The organism is Streptomyces silvisoli, from assembly GCF_029269905.1.
Classification (GTDB): Bacteria; Actinomycetota; Actinomycetes; order Streptomycetales; family Streptomycetaceae; genus Streptantibioticus_A; species Streptantibioticus_A silvisoli_A.
The window spans coordinates 491,401-507,576 of the sequence record NZ_JARJBC010000001.1 but is presented as its reverse complement, the minus strand read 5'-3'; the positions used below and the strand labels follow the sequence as shown (position 1 = coordinate 507,576).

The window sequence follows — 16,176 nt, the reverse complement described above, 5'->3', positions numbered from 1 at the left end:
CGGTCAACACATCCAACGCGAACATGCCGTCCATCACCACCGCTCCCCCGGAAGGAACCGCCATGAGCACCGATCCGACGGCATCCACGGCCGTGGCCACATTCCAGGTACGTCACCTCTCGGTTCCACTGCCGCTGCCGTACGACCGCGCGATCGAGCGGTTCGGCGAACTGGTCCCCGCCGCGGATCTCGCCCGGTTCAGCCAACTCACCGACTGGGACGCCGTTGTGGAACAGGCCGAGGCCAACGCTCCGCACGCATTCATGGTCTACTGGCAGGCCGACGTCACCGCGCTCATGGCCGGATCGGGATCGGGCCGGCAGTGCACCGAGTATCTGATGGGCAACCACGTCATCGCCGAGCGCATGTTCCGCCACGACCCGACGGCCATGCTCTACGCACCCCTGCGTGTGGTGATCCACACCGACCGGACGGGCCACACCCGCTTCGTCATCGACCAGCCCAGCACGTTGTTCGCCTCACTGGGAAACCCGGACATCACGGCGGTCGGCACCGAGCTCGACGCCCTGGTCTCCGACCTGCTCACCGCCCTCGGAGCGACAGTCCCACCCGAACTCAGCGCCTGACCACGCCGCCGCGGATCACCGAATCCGTCCTCCGGCGTTCACCTCGCCTCGATGCCTGTCAGCGCCCGGTTGCGGAGACTTCCGGTAGTTGGACGCTGAGTGCGTAGCGGACGGCATCGGCTCGGGAGTGCAGATCAGCCTTGGTGAAAAGGTTGTTGATGTGGGTCTTGACGGTGGCCTCGCTGATGACGAGGCGGGCGGCGATCTCCCGGTTGCGCAACCCTTCCCCGATCAGGCGCAGTACCTCGCGTTCCCGCGTCGTCAGTGTCGGGGCCGGGTCGGCCGCGGGTTGCAGGCGCTGGGTGGCCAGGGTGAGCAGGCGTCGCTGCACCTCCGGGGCGAGCACGGTCTGGCCCTGGGCGGCGCTGCGCACGGACTGCAAGATGGTGGCTCGGTCGGCCTCCTTGGTCAGGTAGCCGCTGGCACCGGCCTGCAAGGCGGCCATGATGGACTCGTCGTCCTCGAAGGTGGTCAGCACGACCACGGTGGCCTCGGGGTGGTCGGCGTGGATGCGCCCGGTCGCCTCGACGCCGTCCATCACCGGCATGTTCAGGTCCATCAGGACCACATCGGGTCCGTGCTCGGCGACCACCGCCAGCGCCTCCTGGCCGTTGGTCGCGGTCGCCACCACGTCCACGTCCTCGGCCAGGTCCAGCATGACCGCCAACGCCTCACGCACGGCCGTCTGGTCGTCCACGACCACCAGCCTGATGTTCCCGCTCACCTCGGCACCTCCAGCCTCACGATCCACCCGGCACCCGAACCACCGTCAACATCGGGGCCGGCTCGCAGAGTTCCTCCCAGCAGCGCGGCACGCTCGCGCATTCCCACCAGCCCCACCCCGGTGCCCTGGGCGACCGACGCGGGGTGCCGCCGCTCGCTCGGTCCATTGACGACGGTGAGCAGCACGGAGTCGGACCGGAACTCCAAGGTCATCGTCCGCGCCGCTCCGGGAGCGTACTTGACGGCGTTGGTCAGTGCCTCCTGCGCTGCGCGGATCACCGTCTGCGCGGTCTCGACCGTCACCGCCGCGACCTCCCCGCGAAGTGTGAAGTCGACCTGCTCGCCGTCCGCCATCAGGCGCAGCGCCTCATGCAGCGGAAGGGTGTCCTCACGCAGCGCGTGTACGGCGCGCCGGGTCTCGGCGATGCTGTCCACCGCCATGGCGCGCGCCCGGCGAATGGCCGCGGTGGCTTCGTCGACTCGGCCGCTGTCGCTGAGCGCGTCGGCCATGTCCAGTTGGAGGGCGATTCCGGACAGCGAGTGCCCCAGCACGTCGTGGATCTCGCGTGCGATCCGGCCGCGCTCCCTCAGGGCCGCGTTCTGCGCCTCCGCGTCCGCGGCCCGCCGCGTCTCGGCGGCCGCACGCCGGGCACTGTCCACCGCGTCCTGGCGGTCCCGACGGGATATGCCGATGTACACCGGCAAGCCCACCGACAGAGCGAGCCACCACGGCCACTGGCCCGGTGTCGGTTCGACATGGCTGACGATCGTCACCGCCACCGCGCAGCTGAGCGCCCCGGTGATCGCCACGCCGAACGCGGCCCGGCGGGAGGGGAGTTTGGCTCCGGCGACGGCGCTGGCGATGAAGGCGAACATCGGCGCCAACGTGGGCCGCGCCAGCGGGAGCAACACCGCGGCCAGCACCGCGTACGTTGCCGCCAGGGCGATCTGCCAGTGGTCCGGCAGCCGGTCCCACGGCAGGTTGGAGCCAAGGGCGATCAGCGATACCAGGGCGAACAGCGCCGTCGTCAGAGTTGGAGCGATGAGCCGGTGGTCCGGGAACTCGGTCGCGGTGACCACGATCGCCGTGACCGCGATGAAGGGCCGGAACAGATCGTCGGCGAAGCGGGAGCCGCCCAGGATCTTTCGGGTGGCCGCTGCACCCGGCCGGGGTGCGTCGGGAGCCAGGTCAGGTCCGGTCGATGACACGTTCTGACACACCTCTTCAGTTGCGCTGGCTGCGGCGGGAGTCGGTGTCCCGGAGCGCGCCCAGCGTAGAGGAGAACAGGTCACCCGGGCGCTGCGCGGGGCGGTATGCCGCGTTCTCCGCGATGCGCCGCTGAAGGCCGTCCAGGACGGGTGACATGGTGTGCGGTGCGCCGTTCTCGCCCTTGGACCAGGCGATGCGGCTGTCCGCGTGCACCGCCCTGGCCAGCACGACCAGCCCCTCGGCGAGCATGCCGATCCCCAGTGTGAGCAGCAGGCTGTTGCTCACCGCGGCGGCGACATGGGGTTCGACGGCGCCGAGCACCAGGTTGGCCCCGAACTTGACCACGAGGTTCACCACCCACAACGCCACCGTGACGCCCGTGTAGCGCACGAACACCAGACCGTCGCGGTTCGAGAGCTGAACGCTCATCCCGCGCAACACCCCGAGCAGGACGCTCGCGCCCGCCGTCGCCACCAGAAACAGCAGCGCGGTCGCGTTCCGGCTCACCCCCGAGACGTCGGACAGTCCGATCGCCCCGAGAACCGCGGGCAGCACCACCAACCGCTTGGCCTGTACGGGCTCCCCGATCATGCGCCGAACCATCACGAAACACACGGCCGCGACGATCAGTACGATTTCCAGCGGACCACTCATGACCCCTGCCCCCAACACGTTCGATCGCTGTCCTGATGGGTTCAAAGTTAGGTTCGCGGCACACGATTGACGTCGGGTGGCCGCCGTATCTTCGGGTGGAGACGGCTCTCCACCCAGGCCCGGACCGCTCGGTCCCCAGCCGCTTGCGGCAGGGTGCGCAAGGGCATGGTCGCGGACTTCTCCGTCAGATGGGTCGGTCGGTCCCGCGGAAGCGGGAGACCGGGTCGAGCCGGTCGAAGGCGACCAGCAGCCGCTCGGGGCCGCGCAGGTGGGTGTTGGGGCGATACGGCGGCGCGGAGTCGACCAGACGCGGGTCGCGCAGGCGGTGGGCCAGGGCGGCCAGTGCCACCTGGGCCTCCATCCGGGCCAGCGCCGCTCCCAGGCAGTAGTGGATGCCCCCGCTGAAGGCCAGGTGCGCGTTGTCCGGGCGCTGCGGCCAGAACCGGTCCGGGTCGGCGAAGCGGCGCGGCTCCCGGAGGCGGGTCAACGGTCGGCACGAACCCCCTCGGGGCACTGGCCGGGACGCGCCGCTGGAGTTGAGCGCGCGGGAACTCCACCAGCTCGGCGGTTGGCGAACGTCATCGGAGCCGTCCCTGAGAGGGCCATGTTCCGACGCTCAGCTGTTGCTGTTCCGACTGCGGTAGGCCGCGACGCTGGCGCGGTGCGCGCAGGTTCGGGTGCAGTACTGCTTTGAGCCGTTGCGTGAGAGGTCCACGTAGGTGGCCCGGCACTGGAGCCCGGCACATACGCCGAGACGAGTCGGACCGAGCGTGGCGATCACGTGAGCCAGCGCGCTGAGCGTGGTCGCGGCCAGGTGCGCCGCGCAGCGATCGGTGTCGGCGGTGACCTCGGTCCACCAGCGGTCCTGACCGTGGCGCAGCACCGGAGTGGCGCGACTGCGGCGCAGACCGTCGTTGATCAGGGCCGCGGCTGCGACCGCGTCGGTGCTGGACCGTTCGAGCACGCCGCGCACCGTCTCGCGCAGCGCGCGGACCTCCGTCAGGTCGGCGCGGGTGAGACGCCGCCAGGGAGCGGGCCCCCGGTCCGCGGCCGAACTCGACGGCTCACCCGGTCCGACAGGCGGATGGTCGGCGAAGAAGTCCTGGAGCTGTTCCACGGTCTCCAGCGCGTCCTCGCCCTTGATCGGCCTCCAGGTGTTGGCGAGATCGACGGCCGTCTCCACCGCCGATGAGATGTAACACGCATCTAGCATTTGACGTGTCTCCTCACCGCTCGTAGCGTGACACACGTATTAGCTTTCACGTGTCACAACATACCTGGGTGGAGACGACGATGCCGCAGACGATCCGGTCGGGAGGGCGTCTGGGCGGGCGACCTACCCACGCCCCGGACGGGCGCCGGCTGGGACTGACCCTGGGGATGCTGGTGCTGCCGATGTACGTCGCATTGGGCGCCCCGTCGGTGGCGCTGCCGGCAATCGGCCGCGCGTTCGGAGTGCCGTTCGGGGCCACGGCATGGATCCTCGCCGCATGGTCGCTGACCTCGGCACTGGCGATGCCGGTCGCCGGTCGGCTGATGGCCTGGTGGAGCCCCGTGCGGGTCCTCGTCGCCGGGGTTCTGGCACTCACCGCGGGCTCCACGCTCGCGGCGGTCGGCCCGACGTTGCCGGTCGTGATCACCGGCCGACTGATCGGTGGCGCCGGGGCGGGTGCGACCGTGATCGCCGTCTTCGCTGAGGCCACCGCCCTTCCCGGGCAGCAACGGCTGCGCGCGTTGGGAACGGTCGCAGCCGCCAGCGCGACGGCGTCGGCGTGCGGGACCCTGGTGGGCGGGGCGGTTACCGCGTGGCTGGGGTGGCGTGCCGTGCTCGCGATCCCGGTCCTCGCACTGCCCCTCCTGCTGGCCGCGTTGGCAGACAGGCGTACGTTCACGCGGGTCGGCGGCGGTGAGCGGGACGGCTCGGCCGGGCGACTCGACGTCGGCGGCGCGGCCGTGCTGTCGGTACTCGCCGGGTCGCTGATCACGGTGTTGCAGGCGCATTCGGTCGGACTGCCCGCTGCGGTCACGCTCGTCGTGGCTGCCGCCGGGGTGCTCGCCGGGGTGGGACTGTGGTGGCGCGTGCGGCGCAGGCCCGACGGGTTCGTGCCTCGGCGGGTGATCGCGGCCCGCGGCGTCCCGGCTGCCGGGCTCGTCGGTGGGGCGGTCTTCGCCGGCTACTACGGGGTGCTGTTCCTCGCCCCGTCCCTGATCGAGCAGGCTACGGGCGGTGGCGCCCTCGAAGCCGGCGCGCTGCTGGTCCCGGCCGCCGCCTGCTCGGTGCTGGCAGGGCGGCTGGCCGGCACCGTGACCGCACGATTCACCGCGTGGCAGGTGTCGGCCGGGCTTGCGGCACTCACCGTCGTCGGCGTGCTCGTGGTCGGAGTGTTCACCGGGCCGCTCACGGTCATCGTCGGCGTGGCGCTGACCGTGAGCGGGTTCGCCGGCGCCCAGACCGTGCTCGTGGGCCTTGCACCGGAACTGGTCACCGCACACGACCGCGACACCGCACAGGGCCTGCTCACCTTCATGGTCAACCTGGGTGGCGGGATCGGTCCGGCCGCTGTCGCGGGCCTGTCCGGCATCGTGTCGGTGCCGGTAGCCCTCGCCGTGCTCGCGGTCCTGCCTCTGGCCGGACTCGTCCTCAGCGTGACCCGACGCCCCGGCGCCCGACGTCCACCGGAAACTCACGACACCGTCAACTCTCAACCCGTCACCTTTCACCCCGGCAAGTCCTGACAGAACAGGAGCCAGCTGTGGCCGCCGAACCATTTGAGGTCAGCATCACCGAAGCCGAGATCGCGGATCTGCGTGAACGGTTGCGACGAACGCGGTGGCCCGAGCGCGAGCCGGTGGACGACTGGTCACAAGGGTTGCCGCTGGCCTATGCACAGGAGCTGTGCCGCAGCTGGGCCGAGGACTACGACTTCGGGTTCGCCGAGCGGCTGAACGTCTTCCCGCAGTACCGCGAGACCATCGACGGGCTGGGCATCCACTTCCTGCACGTCCGCTCGCCGGAGCCGGACGCGTTCCCGCTGGTGCTCACGCACGGCTGGCCGGGGTCGGTGCTCGAGTTCCTGGATGTCCTCGGACCACTGACCGACCCACGCGCACACGGCGGGGACCCGGCGGACGCATTCCACGTGGTCGCGCCGTCGTTGCCCGGCTACGGCTGGAGCGACAAACCGACGAGGACCGGGTGGGGTGTCACGCGCATCGCACGCGCCTGGGACACGTTGATGGTGTCCCTGGGTTACGAGCGTTACGGCGCGCAGGGCGGTGACTGGGGTTCGGCGGTGTCCGGCGCGCTCGGCGAGGTGGCGCCCGAGCGGGTCGTCGGCGTGCACCTGAACATGGGGTCCGTGGCGCTGGGCACGTTCGACGACCCGACACCCACTGAACGAGCGAACCTCGAGACTGAGAGGGAGTTCCAGCGCACCGGCCGGGGGTACTCGGCGCAGCAGGCGACCCGGCCACAGACGCTCGGCTACGGCCTCACCGACTCCCCGGCCGGCCAGGCTGCCTGGATCGCCGAGAAGTTTCAGGCCTGGACGGACCACGACGGCAACCACGAGGACGCGGTGTCGCGGCAGAAGATCCTCGACGAAATCTCGGTCTACTGGTTCACCGCGTCGGCCACCTCGTCCGCGCGCCTGTACTGGGAAAGCTTCGCCCACTTCCGGGACAAGGTCACCGCGCCGTCCGGGCTGTCGATCTACCCCCGCGACATCACCCGCCCGTCCCGGCGGGAGGCCGAACTGCGGTTCACCGACCTGCGCTGGTTCGAGGAAATGCCGCGAGGCGGCCACTTCGCCGCGCTGGAGCAGCCGGAGTCGCTGGTCGAACAGGTGCGCGGGTTCTTCCGCCTTGTCCGCTGGCCAGGCGTTAACCAGGAGCCACAGACAGGGGCCGGTCACGACGCACCATGACCGCACTGTTCGATGTGCTCATCGCGGGCAGTGCCGAGGCCTACCGGGAGTTTGCCGAGGAGGTCTACGAGTTCACCCTTGACCTGGCCCGCGGTCCAAGCGGTCTTTGATCTCACGCCGCTGACCCAGGAGATCGTCTCGGCGTTGAACCCGGAAGTGGCACTTGGTGATCTGGCCAAGGACATCGCCCAGATCGGTTACCCGACGACCGGATGAGCGCCGGTGGCCGGTGTGACGCGGCAGGCCCGGCACTTGCGCGGAGGATTTCCTACCGGCTCTGTGGTTGGCTCTTCCTTGCGATGACCTCAAACTCAGGAAGCCGCCGGGGAGTTGTCGTGCGACCGTCGCCGTATCTTCCGGGTGAAGAAAGCTCTCCACCCCCCTCACTGATCGGACAGGAGCCCGCGGTGGGCAGGGGTCGGGAGTGCCGGACTCAGCGGTCGGATCCTGGGCTGCGAATGCCTGCGGGGCCCTTGATGGTGTGCAGGACCAGGGAGCTTTCGAAGCTCTGGACGGCAGGAAGCGTGGAGATGGTGGTGGTCAGGTACGTGTAGACCGCTGGGATGCTGGGGGTGGCCACGGATGCGTACAGGTTGTGGGCGCCGGTGATGGCTGCGGCGAAGGCCACCTCTGGGTGTTCGGCCAGCGCGGCGCCGGTACTGTCGAGGTGTGCGGGCGCCACCGCCAGCCACAGCAGGGTGCGGATCTGAAGCCCCAGCCGTGCGCGTTCGGTGTCGATGTCGAAGTACAGCACGCCGCTCTCGCGCAGTTCGCTGATCCGGCGTTGCACCGTGGAATGCGACACCCCTGCCCCCGCGGCGAGTTGGTTGATCGGGGCGCGGCCGTCGCCGCGCAGCAGGGCGAGGATCCGTTGGTCAACCTCGTCCAGGGTGACGGGTTTCGCCGGGTCGACCGGCGGTGCGGTGGGGGGCCGCAACTGCGCGGCCTGATCGGGGGAGAGGGCGTTGAGCTTGGTGATCACACTGCTGGTGCGGCCGAAGAAGGTGTGCAGCAGGCAGTGGGCGCTGACGTCGAGGATCCGTGCGCTGCGCGGCAGCGTCTTCAGTAGCAACTCGTCGGCCGGGGTGGGTGCGTAGGTGCGGCACACCAGTTCCGTACCGCCGGAGGTGCGGCTGATCCAGGAGGTGTCCGTCCGCCGGGCGAGGGCGGATGCCACGTCGCCCGCCGAGTCAGGGGTGCAGCGGATCCTTACCAGCCACTCCACCTGGCCCAGCCGGGAGGGATCGGCAAGCCCCCAGACGCGCAGGGAACCCGCGGAGCACAGCCGGGCGTAGCGCCGGGCCACCGTCTGGTCGGAGACCCCGATGACGGAGGCGACCCGGGAGAACGGGACACGTGCGTCCAGGTGCAGGGCGTGGAGGATCTTCAGGTCGATCTCGTCATAGGAGTCGGATCCCATCAAGGCTTCCCGGATCTTGTCGGATGTGTTCAGGATATGGCTCGGGAACGGATCCGCTCGGGGGCGGCGGACACGATGGGGCCATGATGGTCGATACACAGATACCAGCGGAGCGCACCACCGTCCTGATCGTGGGCGGCAGCGTCGTTGGGGCCTCGGCCGCGCTGTTCCTGGCAGCTCGCGGCATCACCCCCGTCCTCGTCGAGAAGCACCGCGCGGTCTCCACCAGGCTGCGCGCCAAGCTGTTCTATCCCCGCACCATGGAGGCCTATCGCTCCGTCGGAGCCGACCAGGACGTCTACGCCGTCCAACACAGGCTCCCGCCAGCCGATCACGCCGCCGTCGTCACATCGCTCACCGGGCCGGAACTGCGGCGTTGGCAGCTACCAGCCGCGGAGGACTCCGGCGACGTGTCGCCGTGTCCCAGCGCCTTCGTCAAACAGGCCGACCTGGAGGAGGTCGTCCGTGCGCACGCCCGCGCCGCCGGTGCCGAACTGCGCTTGGGCCACCGCTTCCTGGAACTGCGCCAGCGCGATGACCATGTCGTCGCGAAGGTGCTCGACGCCGATGGCCAACCGTACTGCGTGCAGGCCGACTACCTGCTGGCCGCGGACGGGAACGGCAGCGCCATCCGGGAGGGGTTGGGCATCGGCCGCAGCGGCAGCGAGGTGGTCTCCCACGTCATGGAGATCGGCTTCACGGCCGACCTGCGCCGGGCCCTCGACGGGCGTCGGCTCGCCATGGCCTGGACCGACGCGCCCGAGCGCGCGTTCATCTCCTGGAGCACGGCACGGGACCACGGCACGGTGTCGGTGACGTACGATCCGGCGGTCACGGATCCAACGACCGCGTTCGATGCCGCGCGGTGCCGTGAGGTGGTCTCCCGCGCTCTCGGACTGCCCGCGTCGCGTTTCACGATCACCGGGAGCCGACCGTGGCACATGGGCGGCTGGGTGGCCGACTCCTACCGCGCGGGACGGGTCTTCCTGCTCGGGGACGCGGTGCACGTCACCCCGCCGACCGGTGGGTTCGGCGCCAACACCGGCATCCAGGACGCCTGGAACCTCACCGGCAAACTGGTCTCCGTACTGCGCGGCGACGCCGACCCGCTGCTGCTTGACGACTACGAGCCCGAACGCGGTGCGGTGGGCAGGCTGACGGTGGAACAGGCACTGCTGCGCCTGAGTGACCGCGCCGGGGCGGCAGTCGAGGAACGCCCGCTGCTCAGCGAAGCGGCGGTGGCGGGCGGCTACCGCTACCGCATGCCCGGCGACGTTCCCGCAGATCCCGGTACGGCGGTGGCCGACGAGCCGGGCCGTTGGCGCGGCGAGCCCGGCACCCGGCTGCCGCACCTGCCCCTCACCGGTGCCGACGGCGGCTCGACGCTCGACCTCGTCCGCGACGGCCGCTATCTGCTGCTCGCCGGAGCCGAAGGACACCCGTGGGCGCGGGCCGCGCGCGGTCTGGATCCGCAAGGCGCCTTCCTCAACGTGGCGCTGCTGCCCCGCCAGGCCAGTTCAGGACCGGCGCGGGCCGCCGACGCCTGCGGCATCGGCGACCACGGCGCCCTGCTGGTCCGCCCCGACCATGTGATCGCCTGGCGTGCCACGGGTGCCACCCCGGACGCCACCGCAGTCCTGAGCGACGCCACCCGGCGGGCGCTGGGAAAGAGGCTTTCAGGAGGGGGAAGCCCTGAGAGGACACCTCAGCCGATGGTGCGCCGCTCCCCCGGCTTCGCCATCAACCTCGTGGCTCTCGGCCGGAGATAAAGCGCTCCGCCGTCAATGCGGATGGTTGGTGGGACCGGTGTGGGTTCGCGGTCATCCGTGTCCCGGGTTCCGCGAACCCGCCTGCCGCGGCGGGACGTTGCGGAAGGTGCGCCGGTAGGTGTCCGGCGGTACGCCGACGGTGCGGTTGAAGTGTCGGCGCAGCGAGGCGGCGGTGCCCATGCCGGTGGCCCCGGCGATGGCGTCGACGCTGTCGTCGGTGGTCTCCAGGAGTTCCTGGGCGCGGTGGATCCGCTGCGCGTGCAGCCACCGCAGCGGAGTGGTACCGGTGATGGCATTGAAATGGCGGGCCAGATTGCGCGAGCTCATGTTCGCCTGACGGGCCAGGTCCCGCACCGTCAACGGTTGGTCGAGCCGCTGCATCGCCCAGGGGAACAGCGCGGCGAGCGCGTGGGAGCGTGGGTCGGGCAGCGGGGTGCTGACGAACTGGGCCTGGCCACCGGGCCGGTGAGGCGGCACGACCAGGCGGCGGGCCACCGCGTTGGCGATCGCCGAGCCGTGGTCGAGGCGGACCAGGTGCAGGCAGAGGTCCATGGCGGCGGCCTTGCCCGCGGAGGTGAGCACGTTGCCGTCACCGACGTAGAGCACGTCCGCGTCTACCCGCACCCGGGGGTACCTCGCCGCGAGCGCGGCGGCGTGCATCCAGTGCGTGGTGGCCCGCCGCCCGTCGAGCAGGCCGGCGGCAGCCAGGACGAACGCACCGGTGCACAGGGAAACCACTCGTGCGCCGGCCTGGTGCGCCGCGCGAACCGCGTCGACCAGTTCGTCGGGCGGTTCAGCGTCGATATCGGCACAGGCCGGGACGATCACCGTGTCCGCGTGCACCAGCCGGTCGAGCCCCCGATCGGGCTCCAACCGGAACCGGCCGCCGACCCGCGCATCCGCCGGGCCGCAGACGGCCAACTCGTACCACGGATCGACCAGATCGGACCGGTCGACACCGAACACCTCGCAGGGAGCGGCGAGTTCGAAATGGCTCACCCCATCCGTGACGGCCAGCGCGACTGTACTCATGTCCGAAACTGTACGGGCTTTGTCACCAGGGACACTCGTCGCTCTCGTCCGCCGCGGGCAGGCTGTCCGCGATGGATCACTCAAGCAGAACGGGGGAAATGGTGGGATCGAATCAGAAGGTCGCCGTCTTCGGTGCCTATGGACACACCGGACGCTTCGTGGTTTCGGAACTCCTGGACCGCGGCTTCACCCCGGTCCTCACCGGTCGTGACGCCGACCGGCTCAATGCGCTCACTGCCCTGCATCCAGGGCTCGGCATCCGACCGGTGCTGATGGACGACCCCGCCTCACTCGACCGCGCCCTGGACGACGCGGTCGCCGTCATCAACTGCGCGGGCCCCTTCGCCGCTACGGCCGCCCCCGTTATCGAGGCGGTGCTGCGCGCCGGGGTTCCCTACGTGGACGTAGCGGCCGAAGTGGAGGCCGTCGCCGACACGTTCACCCACTTCACGGATCGGGCACGCACCGTCGGTACCGCGATCGTCCCCGCGATGGCCTTCTTCGGTGGCCTCGGCGACCTGCTGGCCACCGCGGCGCTGGGTGACTGGTCTTCGGCCGACGAGGTGTTCATCGCCTACGCGCTGAGCAGTTGGCATCCCACAGCCGGGAGCCGCGCCACTTCCCAGGTGTCCCGACAGCGCCGCAACGGCCGCCGCCCCGTCCACGTCAACGGCCGCCTGGAGTACCGGACCAGCCAGGCACCGACCGGCCGGTGGTCCTTTCCGCCGCCGATCGGCGACCAGGACGTGCTGACGGAGTTCACCACGGCGGACAGCGTGACCATCCCACGGCACCTCGCCGTCCCAAGTATCCACACCTGCATGACCGTTGGGGCAGTCAAGGACGTACTCGCCCCCGACACACCGCTGCCGAAGCCGGTCGACGGCCGCGGGCGCTCCGACCAGACCTTCCTGGTCGAGGTGGTCGTCCGCTCCGGCGACGCCGAGCGCCGGGCGGTGGCCCGCGGCCAGGACATCTACGCGGTGAGTGCGCCCCTGGCGGTGGAGGCGGTCCGCCGTCTACTGGACGGACAGGGCAGGCTGGCCGGGGCCGCGTCCCCGGGCGAGATGTTCGACGCGCGTGACTTCCTGCGCTCGCTGTCCCCGCACATCACGGTCGAGTTCGATGCGGCGGCGCCCGGCGACGGATCGCGCCCAGCCGATCAGCTCCCCTGAGGGCGCCCCGCCATTGCTCCGAAGGCTGGCCTAGTCCTCTTTCGTCTCCTTGGAGGAGGACGCGGCGCCCTGGCCATCGAGGAAGCGCGACACCAGGCCGCGGATCACCGTGGCCATGGAGAATCCGTGGTCCTGGCACCACTCGCGCAGCACGGCGTGCTGATCTCCCGTCAGGCGCACGGGCACCACCTGTAACTCCTCGCCTTGTGCGGCGGTTCGACGGCGCAGGGCCGCGCTGACTCCTGGAGTCATCTCCCGCAGTTGGCTGACGAGTCCTTGGTGGTACGACTGAAATCCCCAAGCCGTCTGGGCCGAGCGGGGCGCCGGGTCGATCAACCACGTCAGGACCCGGTCGCGCTCATCCTTGGGCAGCGTGTCCACGGCCCGGAGCAGCAGCTCGGCGGGCGACTTCTCCTCGTTCGGCACCGGCGCACCTCGCGATCCTGCGATACCTCGTCGATATCGCTCACGATATCGACGCCCGCCCACTGGATCCAGCCCCTCAAGTCGCCGTCAATCAAGGGCCGTTGGCCGTCAGCGCGACGTCCCCGCGTGGCGCGGCTCGCCATCGACGCCCTGTACGGCGGCTCGGGTGAGGGCCGTGGCGGTGTGCACGACGCTGGCGATGGCGACCTCCGGGTCGAGGCCGCACAGGTCGGTCAGGGTGAAGAGGGCCTCGGCTCCGACGACGACGGCGAGGTCGCGCTTGAGCTGTGCCAGGGCGTCGGGGGCGCAGACGTCCGGTGTGCCCGCTAGCGGGGCGAGCGCATGGTCGATGAGGCCGAAGCGCAGTCCCGGCCGCGCGCTCACCTGCTCGGGGCGGGCGATGGTGGCGGCCATCAGGGCGCGGACCGCGCCCTGGCGTGCCAGGACGTGGCGCGCCAGGTACTCGGTGGCGACGGCGATCCGCTCCACGGGATCGGCGGAGTCGGCGACCGGAGCCAGCGCCTCATCCGGGCTGGGCAACTGTCCGGCGATGGCCTCCTGTAGCAGGCTGGCCAGATCGGGGAAGTAGCGGTAGGCCGTGGCCTCGGAGACCAGGGCCGCCTTGGCGACCGCGGGCATGGTGACCTCACGGCCGGTACGGGTCAGCTCGGCCGCGGCCTGCACGATCGCGTTGCGCGTACGCAGCTTCTGGTTGGCGCGGCCGGCCGGGGCCTGCGGCGTCATCGATCCACCCTCCTGTCACGTCTTCGACTGGGCACTCCCCCCACGGCGAGAGGACGCTTGCATCGGAATCGACCAGCAACCTACTCTCATGAGAGCGTACCCTCATAACGGAGGCGGCTATGAATGACGTCTCGATCACCGCTCCGGAGGGCGGCGAGGTCATCGACTTGGGGCCCGTCCGCCTGCGCATCCTGGAGGACGGCAGCACCACCGGTCATCGCCTCGGGGTCGGTGTGGCCACCCTCCCCCCGCACACTGACGGCCCGCTCCAGCACCGTCACGCCCGTCACGACGAGGGTTTCTACATCATCTCCGGGACCGGCCGTTTCACAGTCGGCGATCGCGTCCACGACGCGACTCCGGGCACCCTGGTGATGGTCCCCCCTGAAGTCCCGCACACCTTCGCCAACCCGGGGGACGAACCACTGGTCATGCTCTGCACCTTCACCCCGGACCTGTACGTCCAGTACTTCCGCGACCTGCGCGACGCCATCACCGGGAGCGGAGGGCTCACGGAGCAGGCCACCGCCGAGGTGATGAGCCGTTACGCCACGACACCCGCCACCGACTTCGGCTGAACGCCGAGCCTGCCCGGCGGCGTCGACGCCGCCGGGCAGCCACCGGTGAGCCCTTCAGGTACGCCCTTCGCGACCCCCGAGCCGAGTTGACCGCGCGTCGGCCGCCCCGGTCATGCCACCTGACGACGCACCGGCTCACCGGCCCAGCAGCGCAGGGCGGCCTCGGCGCCGGAGGGATCGGCGTGGTCGGCGGCCCAGGCGACGATGCCGTCCGGACGGACGAGCAGGCCGGACCGGGCGCTCGCGGTGGCGTCGACGACCGTGGCGACCCGCCCGTGCCAGTCGGCACCGAGCGCGGCCAGGGCCCCGTCCGCGGTACGGTCGAGCAGGACGAAACCGCCGGAGTGTCCACGTTCGGAGAGCCGCGAGCCATCGCCGAGCGTCACATCGGGGGCGATCCGGCCGATCCACGGATGGTCACCGGACAGCTCGTGACGAAGGGTCACCCCGGCCACGTTCCCTTTCCCCGAAAGCTGGTGGGGCCAGCCGTAGCTCGGCCTGGGGGCCAGCCGTACCACTCACTCGGGTGACCGCTGCATCGAGCAGAGACACCTGGCCGATCAGACTGCTCATGGCAGAGCGTGGTGCAGTGCGCCCGCGCACCATCACCAAGTCGCGTGCACCGTAGGCAAGGAGCAGATCTCATGACCCAGCACACCCGGCCGTCGCGCCGCCGACGCAGGATGGCGCTGGCGGTGCCGCTCACCGCCGCACTCGTCTGCGCGGCAACAGCGTGCAGCGCGGGGTCCGTTACGCCAACGTCCACCACCACGTCTGCCTCAGTCGCGCGGTTCCAACTCGCCCGGCTGGCCCGGCAGGATGTGGCCGCCGGCGCGCCGGGCGTGCTCGTGCGGGTTGACGACGGCCATGGATCCCCCATCCAGATCGCCCGGCAGGCCGCCTGGTCCGTCGCCGATCACAAGCTCGGCGTCGACGACCAGTTCAAGATGGGTTCCAACAGCAAGACGATGGTCGCCACCGTGATCCTGCAACTGGTCGCCGAGCACCGGATCGAGCTGACCGACCCGGTGGACAAGTGGCTGCCCGGCCTCGTTCCCAACGGGCACGCCATCACCCTGGGCATGCTGCTGAACCACACCAGCGGCCTGTTCAACCACTCCAACGACCCGGCGGTACTGAAGACGTTCACCGGCCAGGACACCCGGCAGTGGACCCCGCAAGAGCTGGTCGCCGCGGCCGTCGAACACGGCCCCCTGTTCGCACCGGGTGCCCGCTTCTCCTACAGCAACACCAACTACGTCACTCTCGGCCTCGTAGCCGAGAAGGCAACCGGGCAGCGCCTGGCCGACCTCATCCAGCAGCGCATCGTCAAGCGCCTGCATCTGGAACACACTTACCTGTCCAGCGGTGTCATCCAGCCGACGGACCCGCACCTCGCGCACGGATACGAACCCGACGCAGCGCATCTCGGACCCGTGCTCCCGGCAGGCACGCCGCCGGGCACCCACTTCGTCGGCGGTTCACGGGCCGACGGTTACGTCGACGTCACGCGCATCGGTCTGACCACGGAGGCCGGTGCGGGCGGCGTCATCTCGACCGCCGACGACTGGGCCCGCTTCGACAAGGCCCTCTTGTCCGGCAGGCTGCTGCCGCGCGCCCAGATGCGGGAAATGCGCACCACCGTCTCCGAGGGATCTTCCACCCCCAACCGCTACGGACTCGGGCTGGAACAGATCGTCACTCCCTGCGGCACTGCCTGGGGTCATGGCGGTCAGGTCCCGGGCTACTCCAGCGAGGACTACACCGACGGCACCGGTCAACGCACCGTCTCCGTCTTCACCTCCACCATCTTCGGCCTGGCCAGCCCCAGGACGGGCCGAGCCGACCAGGCACTGGTCAACGCCGCGGTGTGCGCCATGTTCGACAAGCCGGTTCCCCGGGCGACGGCCTCGTCCAGTTGAGTCGACGGAC

18 protein-coding genes are annotated in these 16,176 nt (G+C 70.4%); 8 read left to right on the top strand and 10 right to left on the bottom strand.

The features are described from left to right. The first annotated feature begins 62 nt into the window (after window positions 1–62). Window positions 63–587 (top strand): DUF302 domain-containing protein, encoded by a 525-nt coding sequence (locus tag P3G67_RS02395; RefSeq protein ID WP_276091950.1) that lies wholly within the window; start codon window positions 63–65, stop codon window positions 585–587. A gap of 58 nt (window positions 588–645) precedes the next feature. Here the strand turns inward: P3G67_RS02395 and P3G67_RS02390 are convergent, their stop codons facing one another. The 5 genes from P3G67_RS02390 to P3G67_RS02370 all read right to left on the bottom strand — a co-directional run bounded on the left by P3G67_RS02390 (window position 646) and on the right by P3G67_RS02370 (window position 4,387). Next, window positions 646–1,311, bottom strand: coding sequence for a response regulator (locus tag P3G67_RS02390; protein ID WP_269858978.1), 666 nt, complete (start codon window positions 1,309–1,311; stop codon window positions 646–648). Further along, window positions 1,308–2,519 carry a sensor histidine kinase gene (locus P3G67_RS02385; protein ID WP_276091949.1) on the bottom strand — a complete coding sequence of 404 codons (1,212 nt, stop codon included), beginning with the start codon at window positions 2,517–2,519 and terminating at the stop codon, window positions 1,308–1,310. The genes P3G67_RS02390 and P3G67_RS02385 overlap by 4 nt, the downstream gene beginning before the upstream one ends. Window positions 2,520–2,535: 16 nt before the next feature. Next, window positions 2,536–3,111, bottom strand: coding sequence for a hypothetical protein (locus P3G67_RS02380; protein ID WP_276091948.1), 576 nt, complete (start codon window positions 3,109–3,111; stop codon window positions 2,536–2,538). A 247-nt stretch (window positions 3,112–3,358) separates the two neighbouring features. Beyond that, window positions 3,359–3,661, bottom strand: a complete 303-nt coding sequence (locus P3G67_RS02375) for a cytochrome P450 (protein WP_276091947.1) — start codon at window positions 3,659–3,661, stop codon at window positions 3,359–3,361. Window positions 3,662–3,790: 129 nt separating this feature from the next. Next, on the bottom strand, window positions 3,791–4,387 hold the full coding sequence (locus tag P3G67_RS02370; protein WP_276091946.1) for a CGNR zinc finger domain-containing protein: 597 nt from the start codon (window positions 4,385–4,387) through the stop codon (window positions 3,791–3,793). A gap of 80 nt (window positions 4,388–4,467) precedes the next feature. Between P3G67_RS02370 and P3G67_RS02365 the strand changes: the two genes are divergently transcribed. The 3 genes from P3G67_RS02365 to P3G67_RS02355 all read left to right on the top strand — a co-directional run bounded on the left by P3G67_RS02365 (window position 4,468) and on the right by P3G67_RS02355 (window position 7,316). Then, window positions 4,468–5,910 (top strand): MFS transporter, encoded by a 1,443-nt coding sequence (locus P3G67_RS02365; RefSeq protein ID WP_276091945.1) that lies wholly within the window; start codon window positions 4,468–4,470, stop codon window positions 5,908–5,910. A gap of 17 nt (window positions 5,911–5,927) precedes the next feature. Then, the gene (locus P3G67_RS02360; protein WP_276091944.1) at window positions 5,928–7,100 is read left to right on the top strand and encodes an epoxide hydrolase family protein; all 1,173 of its coding nucleotides are present in this window, start codon (window positions 5,928–5,930) and stop codon (window positions 7,098–7,100) included. A gap of 78 nt (window positions 7,101–7,178) precedes the next feature. After that, the gene (locus tag P3G67_RS02355; RefSeq protein WP_276091943.1) at window positions 7,179–7,316 is read left to right on the top strand and encodes a hypothetical protein; all 138 of its coding nucleotides are present in this window, start codon (window positions 7,179–7,181) and stop codon (window positions 7,314–7,316) included. A 217-nt stretch (window positions 7,317–7,533) separates the two neighbouring features. On the opposite strand, the gene P3G67_RS02350 is transcribed toward P3G67_RS02355, so the two are convergent. Further along, window positions 7,534–8,520 (bottom strand): Lrp/AsnC family transcriptional regulator, encoded by a 987-nt coding sequence (locus tag P3G67_RS02350; protein ID WP_276091942.1) that lies wholly within the window; start codon window positions 8,518–8,520, stop codon window positions 7,534–7,536. Window positions 8,521–8,603: 83 nt separating this feature from the next. On the opposite strand from P3G67_RS02350, the gene P3G67_RS02345 reads away from it, so the two are divergent. Then, on the top strand, window positions 8,604–10,289 hold the full coding sequence (locus tag P3G67_RS02345) for an FAD-dependent monooxygenase (protein WP_276091941.1): 1,686 nt from the start codon (window positions 8,604–8,606) through the stop codon (window positions 10,287–10,289). 51 nt (window positions 10,290–10,340) lie between these two features. Here P3G67_RS02345 and P3G67_RS02340 read toward each other — a convergent pair whose 3' ends face one another. Beyond that, entirely contained in the window at window positions 10,341–11,321 is a 981-nt protein-coding gene (locus P3G67_RS02340; protein ID WP_276091940.1) for a helix-turn-helix domain-containing protein, read from the bottom strand. Between the two features lie 101 nt (window positions 11,322–11,422). On the opposite strand from P3G67_RS02340, the gene P3G67_RS02335 reads away from it, so the two are divergent. Beyond that, window positions 11,423–12,496, top strand: coding sequence for a saccharopine dehydrogenase family protein (locus P3G67_RS02335; protein ID WP_276092056.1), 1,074 nt, complete (start codon window positions 11,423–11,425; stop codon window positions 12,494–12,496). A gap of 30 nt (window positions 12,497–12,526) precedes the next feature. On the opposite strand, the gene P3G67_RS02330 is transcribed toward P3G67_RS02335, so the two are convergent. Both P3G67_RS02330 and P3G67_RS02325 read right to left on the bottom strand, forming a co-directional pair. Further along, window positions 12,527–12,922, bottom strand: a complete 396-nt coding sequence (locus P3G67_RS02330; protein ID WP_276091939.1) for a hypothetical protein — start codon at window positions 12,920–12,922, stop codon at window positions 12,527–12,529. A 108-nt stretch (window positions 12,923–13,030) separates the two neighbouring features. After that, a complete protein-coding gene (locus P3G67_RS02325; protein ID WP_276091938.1) occupies window positions 13,031–13,666 on the bottom strand; it encodes a TetR/AcrR family transcriptional regulator in 636 nt (211 codons plus the stop codon). A gap of 119 nt (window positions 13,667–13,785) precedes the next feature. On the opposite strand from P3G67_RS02325, the gene P3G67_RS02320 reads away from it, so the two are divergent. After that, window positions 13,786–14,244, top strand: coding sequence for a cupin domain-containing protein (locus P3G67_RS02320; RefSeq protein ID WP_276091937.1), 459 nt, complete (start codon window positions 13,786–13,788; stop codon window positions 14,242–14,244). 110 nt (window positions 14,245–14,354) lie between these two features. Here P3G67_RS02320 and P3G67_RS02315 read toward each other — a convergent pair whose 3' ends face one another. After that, complete coding sequence (locus P3G67_RS02315) at window positions 14,355–14,690, bottom strand: aromatic-ring hydroxylase C-terminal domain-containing protein (protein WP_276091936.1); 336 nt, start codon at window positions 14,688–14,690, stop codon at window positions 14,355–14,357. 198 nt (window positions 14,691–14,888) lie between these two features. Here P3G67_RS02315 and P3G67_RS02310 point away from each other — a divergent pair, with 198 nt between their 5' ends. After that, entirely contained in the window at window positions 14,889–16,166 is a 1,278-nt protein-coding gene (locus P3G67_RS02310; protein ID WP_276091935.1) for a serine hydrolase domain-containing protein, read from the top strand. Window positions 16,167–16,176: the final 10 nt, after the last annotated feature.